The organism is Bartonella sp. AA86SXKL, assembly GCF_042196885.1.
This window is the reverse complement of record NZ_JBHIRE010000278.1, coordinates 514-764: the sequence shown is the minus strand read 5'-3', so window position 1 is coordinate 764 and position 251 is coordinate 514. Positions and strand designations below refer to the sequence as shown.

The following is a 251-nucleotide window of genomic DNA, read 5'->3' as shown; positions in this document are numbered from 1 at the left end:
CGACGCTCTTCCGATCTATGATTACTTTCGTTGGTCCCAATGCAAATACCCATACTTATGAACCTACCCCCCGTGATGCTCAAGAGCTTAAAAAGGCTCATATTATTTTCATCAACGGACTTCATTTAGAAGGTTTCATTGACCGTCTCATCACAGCAAGTGGTACAAAAGCACTGGTTGTTGAAGTGAGTGCTAACATCTCCCCCCTCGAAATTAAAAACCAAGAACAGAGTGCCCAACACCGCCACAGT

The 251-nt window shown here is 44.2% G+C and carries 1 protein-coding gene; it reads left to right on the top strand.

Going from position 1 to position 251, the window contains the following annotated elements; all coding sequences use genetic code 11:
- The coding region (locus ACFIO5_RS11525) for a metal ABC transporter solute-binding protein, Zn/Mn family (protein ID WP_375705484.1) at positions 1-251 on the top strand (251 nt) is incomplete at both ends.